The sequence below is a fragment of the Geobacillus sp. ZGt-1 genome, from assembly GCF_001026865.1.
GTDB classification, from domain to species: domain Bacteria; phylum Bacillota; class Bacilli; order Bacillales; family Anoxybacillaceae; genus Geobacillus; species Geobacillus thermoleovorans.
The window spans coordinates 1-6,774 of sequence record NZ_LDPD01000086.1; the positions used below are offsets into that span (position 1 = coordinate 1).

The window sequence follows — 6,774 nt, forward strand, 5'->3', positions numbered from 1 at the left end:
CAGGGAACAAAAACAAGCTGTTGGGCATGCGGTGCGGGCGCTCTATATGTACACCGCGATGGCCGGTCTGGCGGCGAAAACGGGAGACGAATCGTTGAAACAAGCATGCCAAACGTTATGGGAAAACGTGACGAAACGGCAAATGTATATCACGGGCGGCGTCGGCTCGAGCGCTTTTGGAGAATCGTTTACGTTTGATTTTGATTTGCCGAATGATACGGTCTATGCCGAGACGTGCGCGTCAATTGCGTTAGTGTTTTGGGCCCGCCGCATGCTGGAACTGGAGATGGACGGGAAATACGCGGATGTGATGGAACGGGCGCTATACAACGGAACGATCAGCGGCATGGATTTGGACGGCAAGAGGTTCTTTTACGTCAACCCGCTCGAAGTGTGGCCGAAGGCATGCGAACGCCATGACAAACGCCATGTGAAACCGGTGCGGCAAAAATGGTTCAGCTGCGCGTGCTGCCCGCCGAACTTAGCCCGGCTCATCGCGTCGATCGGCCATTATATTTATTCACAAACATCGGATGCGTTGTTCGTCCACCTTTATGTCGGCAGCGACATTCAAACGGAAATTGGCGGTCGGTCGGTCGAAATCGTGCAAGAGACGAAGTATCCTTGGGATGGAACGGTTCGATTGACGGTTTCGCCGGAATCGGCCGGAGAATTTACGCTTGGGTTGCGCATTCCCGGATGGTGCCGGGGAGCGGAGGTAACGATCAATGGGGAAAAGGTAGATATTGTTCCACTCATCGAAAAAGGATACGCTTATATCCGCCGGGTATGGCAACAAGGAGATGAAGTCACGCTCGATTTCCCGATGCCAATCGAACGGATCAAGGCGCATCCCCAAGTGCGCGCCAATGCCGGCAAAGTCGCCTTGCAGCGCGGGCCGATTGTATATTGCCTCGAAGAGGTCGACAACGGGCCGAATTTGGCAAATTTGTTCCTCCCGCGCGATGCCAGGCTTGAAGCGCATTTTGAACCCGGGTTGCTCGAAGGGGTGGTTGTGATCACCGGCATCGCCGAGCGGATCGATGAATCGGCATGGAACGATGAGTTGTATCGGCCTATTGAACCCCGAACCTATGAAGTTCCGTTCCGAGCGATTCCTTATTACGCTTGGTGCAATCGGGGGGAAGGGGAGATGACGGTGTGGGTGAATGAGAAATAGACGTATCGATGTTGCTGGTCACCACATAGAATGCTGTGGAAATCAAGACGAATATGAAGTTGAATGAGCTGGTCGGATGGTTGATGAACCGTGCACGACCAGCTTTTTTGTTTTGACAATCTTTGTTTGTGTTCTATACAAATTATTTGGAAGCCACTATACTAGTAATTAAAGAGATTTGTCTTTCACATACTCTTTTCCGTTAGGAAGGGACATCGCCATGCTTAGCTACCTAAAAAAATGGAACACGTTGCGAAATCAGATACTGGTCGTATTCCTATTTGTCATGGTGATTGTGCTGTCTCTCGTCAGCATGATCACGCTCAAGCAAGTGTCCCTGTTGATTCGGAACAACGCTGAAAACCAAATCAAGCAGACAGCTATTGAAGCGAGCGGTCGGATTGATTCATTGTTTGAACAGTTGAATACAGCGACAAAGTTTGTGATGACCAATCAAGAAGTCCAGCGATTATTCGAACGAATCCATGCGGGAGAGAATGTGACGTTTCCAGAATTGCAAAGGTTAAAAAGTGTGGTTAATAATATCCAAGCCAACTCTGAGGGCATTTACTCTGTCGAACTCTATACAGAAGATTTAAAGCAAGTGTTTCCCCTAGACAGTTCTATGAAGATGTTTCAACGTCTCAACGTGAAATGGATTTATGAAGCGGATCGCGCGAAAGGCAGACTTGTATGGATCGGAGAAGATCCGCGAAACCCGCAATTTTATTTAGCGATACGGCGCATTACGTTGATGGAGCGCCATTTTGCCAACGGGGGATACTTGCTTGTGCGAATTTACAAGCCGTATTTCGCGATTACTGAGGTGAACACGGGGCAATACGTATTGGTTTCCGATCCGGAAGGAAAGGTTATTTTTTCAAATAATTCCAGCTTAACTGATGTATCTTCATTAAATCAACGGTCAGCAACGGTAATAAATCAAACCGAATACATGGTAACAAAGCAGTCTTCCAACAAAGGGTTCACCGTTTTCATATTAACGCCTGTCAGTGCCCTGACCAAGGGAGTGAACAGCATTCGGTTTGGGATCATTTTCGCTGGCATTATCGGGATGCTTGTTTACTTTTTATGTTCGCTGCTTCTCTCGACCATCATTACACGGCCGATTGTTCAATTAACGAAAACGATGCGGCTGGCGAATGAGCGGTTATTAACAGTTGATCCGAAGATGGTTACGGTCAATGAGATCAGGGAGCTGAATAGCACCTATAACCAATTGGTGAGAGAAACGAATCATTTGATCAAAATGGTGTATCAAAAAGAGATTGTTCGCAGCCAAAGTGAATTGAAAGCGCTTCAAGCGCAAATCAACCCTCATTTCTTGTACAACACGTTGGAGTCGCTGCGGTGGTCGTTAGAAGAGAAAGGGGAAGAAGAGTTGGCAGATGTCGTTGTGTCCATGTCAGAGCTGTTTCGCTACACCATCAGCCGAAATGTGAACGATGATTGGGTTACATTGAAAGAGGAATTTCGCCATATCGAAAATTATATGGACATTATCAAATTTCGGTTTGGCGATCGCATCAAGTGGCATTTGTCGCTGCCTGAGGAATGGGAAAATGTCAAAATCCCAAAACTGTTGATTCAACCGTTAGTCGAAAACGCGGTCGTGCATGGTTCGGAAAACCGGACAGCCCCTTGTACCATTACCGTGGCTGTCAAACCGGTTTCGGATCGTCATCTTGAGATCATGGTGGAAGATGATGGAGTTGGAATGGATGAAGAAAGGCTCGAGGCGGTGAAACAGGCTATGCATACAGGAGAAGCGAAAGGAAAAGGAATGGCATTGTATAATGTGAAAAAACGTCTCCAACTTTATTACAAGAAAGAAACGAGCGATGGCATAACAATTGAGAGCCGTAAAAACAAAGGTACAAAGGTCACGCTTCGAATTCCTGTTAACGGAGGTGAAAGATAATGTATGAGAAGACCATTTTGGTTGTGGATGATGAGCCGAGGGCGAGGGAAGGGATGAAGCGGTTGTTGGAAAAATGGGCCTCCGGCAAACACCGAATCATAACGGCTGCCAACGGCCAAGAAGCGCTTGACATTTTGCGGCAAGAGCGAGTGCACGTGTTATTGACAGATATTCGGATGCCGGAAATTACCGGGCTTGATGTGTTAGAGGAAATGAGAGAAAAAGACGATTCTCCGGCAGTGATCCTCATTTCTGCTTACCCTGATTTCGATTATGCGCAAAAAGCCATCAGCCTTGGTGTATTAAACTATTTGTTGAAGCCGGTGAAAAAAAGCGAATTATTCGAAGCGGTAGAAAAAGCGATCCACGTTTCCGAGCAAAAGGAAAGGGAACGAGTGATGAAACAATTGATTGACGATAAACTCATCGATGCCCTTGACCGTCACCCCCAAACTCGTGAACCGATTCGCGAGGCCATCCAGTTTATTGATCGGCATCTAAAAGATGATATATCACTAAAAGAAGTGGCGGAGCACGTCCATTTGAATCCAAGCTATTTTAGCACGCTGTTTAAAGAACAAATGAAACTCACATTCAGCGAATATCTCACAAGAAGAAGAATGCAGCGAGCTAAAGAACTGTTGATGACGACTGATATGGCTGTATCAGAGATTGCGGAAGAGTGCGGTTACAAAACAGCGAAATATTTTATTCATTTGTTTAAGGAAATGGAGGGAAAGACTCCGAGCAGCTATCGAAAAAGTCAAAAAGAAAAGTAATCTAAAAATACTGGTACTTTTCCTAATGGTTGTTGCCTTTTTCCCCCTTCATGATGATGGTAGACTGTATTTGCAAGCAAAGAATAGAGAAGGGGGTAAAGTTTATGAAAAAGAAAGCGTTCACATGGTTGGTTTTGCTAATGTTGATGGCGGGGATTGTGCTGTCTGGTTGTTCTTCTTCGTCGAGCGATTCTGCGAGCGAGGGGAAATCCGGAGACGGGAAAATTCATTTGAAGTTTATGCACGACTGGCCAAAAGGCAGTTCAACCGCTTACTACAATCTTGTAGAGGAGATTATTAAAGACTATGAAGCGAAGCATCCGAATGTTCAGATTGATGTAGAGGTATTAAATCCGGATCAATATCGGGATAAATTAAAAGTGTTGGCCGCTTCGAATGAATTGCCTGACGTAGGGTTGACGTGGTCGAACGGTTTTGCCGAACCATACGCCACTGGAGGACAATTTGCGCCGCTAAATGATATTATCGAAAAAGAATTTAAAGACCAGTTTGTACCTGGAACGGTAGAAGCGTATACCTTTAACGGCAAATCGTATGCGCTTCCAATGGAGATGAACATCACGTATATTTTCTACAACAAAGAGATTTTCAAAAAATATGGTCTTCAGGAACCGAAAACCTTTGAAGATTTGAAAAACATTGGGAAAACGTTGATCAAGCATGGGGTGATTCCAGCCACAGTCGGTTCAAAAGACGGATGGCCGGCATCGATGTGGTTTATGTACCTCGCTGACCGGATTGGCGGCCCGACGATTTTGACCGATGTCATTCAAGGAAAAGTGAAAATGTCTGACCCAGCTATTGTCAAAGCGGCAAAAGAAGTTCAAAATCTTGTGGATATGGGGTTCTTTGTCAAAGGGAACACTGCCTTCTCGAATGATGATGCTAAAGGTTATTTCCTAAACGAAAAGGCAGCCATGTTCTTAACGGCCACATGGGAGTTGCCGAACTTTACAACCAGCCCGGATGTGCCGCAAGAGTTTAAAGAGAAGGTTGGTTACTTTAAATTCCCACTGTATGAAGGCGGCAAAGGAACGGACATCAACAGTTATGTTGGCGGTCCTGGGTTAGGCGCGTTTGTCGCGGAAAATTCAAAGCATAAAGAACAAGCGAAAGACTTCGCGGCGTACCTTGTCAAAGAATGGGGCAAACGGTCAGTGGAAGGTGCAGGCATTTTACCAGCTACAAAGGTGAATACAGAAGGGTTGAACGTACCGAAGATGTACCTGGATGTCTTGCATGACATCAATAACGCGACAAACATTACGACTTGGTTTGACACCCAAGCAAGCCCGAATGTTTCTGAGCTGCACCACGACTTAATGACGGCCCTGTTTGGGAAACAAATCACGCCAGAAGAATTTGCGAAACAACATGATGACGCGTTGGCGGAGGAAGCCAACAAATAAGAATTTTGGGGGCATCTGGAACAACACATGCCCCCTTATTTGTAAAGAAGGAGTTATCAGCGATGAAAAACGTTATGTCCAATAAAACAGCCATCATTCTTTATGTCCTGCCGTCGCTTCTCCTTGTCTTGTTTTTAATTTATATCCCGATTGCGCTGACGGGATATTATGGATTGATGGATTGGAGCGGGGTAGGCCAGATGAAGTTCATCGGCTTGGAGAATTATAAAAAGCTTATTCATGACAAGCTGTTTTGGGAGAGCACCTGGCACTCCGTCTTGTTGGCGTTGTTTTCCGTTCTCAGTTTGATCGGCTATTTAATCGTTTCTTTAATATTAGCGAGCAAAATTAAGGGAGGGAATTTGTTTAGAAAAATTTACATTATTCCCATGCTTATGTCGTCTGTCGCCATCGCTCAACTTTGGATTAAGATTTTTGATCCGATGAATGGGCTGATTAACAGTTTATTGTCTATGTTTGGGATAAAAGAGACTCCACTTTGGTTGGCGGATCCTGATATGGCGTTATATTCGGTTTTCATCCCGATCGTTTGGCAGTATGCGGGATTTTACATCATCATTCTGTATGCGGCTTTGATCAATGTACCTCAAGAATTGATTGAAGCTGCAAGAATCGATGGTGCCAATGCCTTTCAAATTGCCTACAAAATTAAGGTGCCCCTTATTTCTGGGGTGTTAAAAGTATTGGTGATTCTAGCCGTTGTCGGGTCTTTGAAATATTTTGATTTGATTTACGTCATGACCGGAGGTGGTCCGGGGCATGCCACGGAAGTGATTGCTTCTTATATGTATAAAGAAGCGTTTGGGAAATTCAACTTCGGGTATGGAAGTGCCATTGGTTTTGGGTTGCTCATCCTTAGCATGGGAGCGACCTGGATGATTCAAAAAATGTTGAGAGTCAATCAAGAATAAAAGGAGAATTGACCATGAAAGAAAAGAAAACCTTAGATTCCAAGCTTCGTTCTCCTTTACGACGAATCGCAATGGGAATTCTTTACTTTATCTTGGTTGTTGTAGCGCTTCTTCAATTGTATCCGTTAGTATGGTTATTCTTATTGTCGTTGAAGACGAATCAGGAAGTGTTTGGGATGTCTCCATTCGCTTTGCCGAAATCTCCGCGATGGGAAAATTATATAAATGCTTGGTTTGATGGAGGGATCAACCAATACTTTTTCAATAGTGTCTGGTATACGATCGTCGCTGTTGTATTGACTTTGATTTTAGCCAGCTTCGTTACGTTTGCCTTGACCAGAATGGAGTGGAAATTCAAAGGTGTTGTATTGGCTTTGTTTATGATCGCTTACATGATCCCGCTTCATTCGACGCTCATTCCGTTGTTTAATATTTATAATAAAATGAACTTAATTGATAACCCCATCTCGATTATTCTTTCATATACGACCTTTAACTTGCCGATTACGAT

The 6,774-nt window shown here is 44.8% G+C and carries 6 protein-coding genes; all 6 read left to right on the forward strand.

Annotated features, from left to right (window positions below; genetic code table 11):
• Window positions 1-1,180, forward strand: a 1,180-nt coding sequence (locus tag VU18_RS15680) for a glycoside hydrolase family 127 protein (RefSeq protein WP_047758470.1), incomplete at its 5' end; no start/stop codon positions are given.
• Window positions 1,181-1,400: 220 nt separating this feature from the next.
• Window positions 1,401-3,122, forward strand: a complete 1,722-nt coding sequence (locus VU18_RS15685; protein WP_021321570.1) for a sensor histidine kinase — start codon at window positions 1,401-1,403, stop codon at window positions 3,120-3,122.
• Window positions 3,122-3,901 carry a response regulator gene (locus VU18_RS15690; RefSeq protein ID WP_020279017.1) on the forward strand — a complete coding sequence of 260 codons (780 nt, stop codon included), beginning with the start codon at window positions 3,122-3,124 and terminating at the stop codon, window positions 3,899-3,901. The genes VU18_RS15685 and VU18_RS15690 overlap by 1 nt, the downstream gene beginning before the upstream one ends.
• Window positions 3,902-4,005: 104 nt before the next feature.
• The gene (locus VU18_RS15695; protein ID WP_013145179.1) at window positions 4,006-5,331 is read left to right on the forward strand and encodes an extracellular solute-binding protein; all 1,326 of its coding nucleotides are present in this window, start codon (window positions 4,006-4,008) and stop codon (window positions 5,329-5,331) included.
• Between the two features lie 62 nt (window positions 5,332-5,393).
• On the forward strand, window positions 5,394-6,263 hold the full coding sequence (locus tag VU18_RS15700; RefSeq protein WP_021321571.1) for a carbohydrate ABC transporter permease: 870 nt from the start codon (window positions 5,394-5,396) through the stop codon (window positions 6,261-6,263).
• A gap of 14 nt (window positions 6,264-6,277) precedes the next feature.
• On the forward strand, window positions 6,278-6,774 hold a 497-nt coding region (locus VU18_RS15705), incomplete at its 3' end, for a carbohydrate ABC transporter permease (protein WP_047758471.1).